At 66.8% G+C, this 500-nt stretch carries 1 protein-coding gene; it reads left to right on the forward strand.

The features are described 5' to 3' along the window. The coding region (locus ABLV54_RS00030) for a sodium ion-translocating decarboxylase subunit beta (RefSeq protein WP_248861152.1) at positions 1-500 on the forward strand (500 nt) is incomplete at both ends.

The following is a 500-nucleotide window of genomic DNA, read 5'->3' on the forward strand; positions in this document are numbered from 1 at the left end:
AACTACTTCGGCCTGATTTCGTTCACCCTGCCGCAGGCGGCGGCCATCGGCATCATCGGCGGCGCCGACGGCCCGACGGCCATCTACCTGTCGGGCAAGCTGGCGCCGGAGCTGCTGGGGGCCATCGCGGTGGCCGCCTACTCCTACATGGCGCTGGTGCCGCTGATCCAGCCGCCGATCATGAAGGCGCTGACCACGGATAAGGAGCGGAAGATCCGCATGGTGCAGCTGCGTACGGTGAGTAAGCGGGAGAAGATCCTCTTCCCGGCGGTGCTGTTGCTGCTGGTGGCGCTCCTGCTGCCGGACGCCGCGCCGCTGCTGGGGATGTTCTGCTTCGGCAACCTGATGCGCGAGAGCGGGGTGGTGGAGCGGCTGAGCGATACGGTGCAGAACGCGCTGATCAACATCGTGACCATCTTCCTCGGGCTGTCGGTGGGGGCCAAGCTGGTGGCGGACAAGTTCCTGCAGCCGCAGACCCTGGGGATCCTGCTGCTGGGGGT

Source organism: Klebsiella sp. JB_Kp042 (genome assembly GCF_040065275.1).
Classification (GTDB): domain Bacteria; phylum Pseudomonadota; class Gammaproteobacteria; order Enterobacterales; family Enterobacteriaceae; genus Klebsiella; species Klebsiella quasipneumoniae.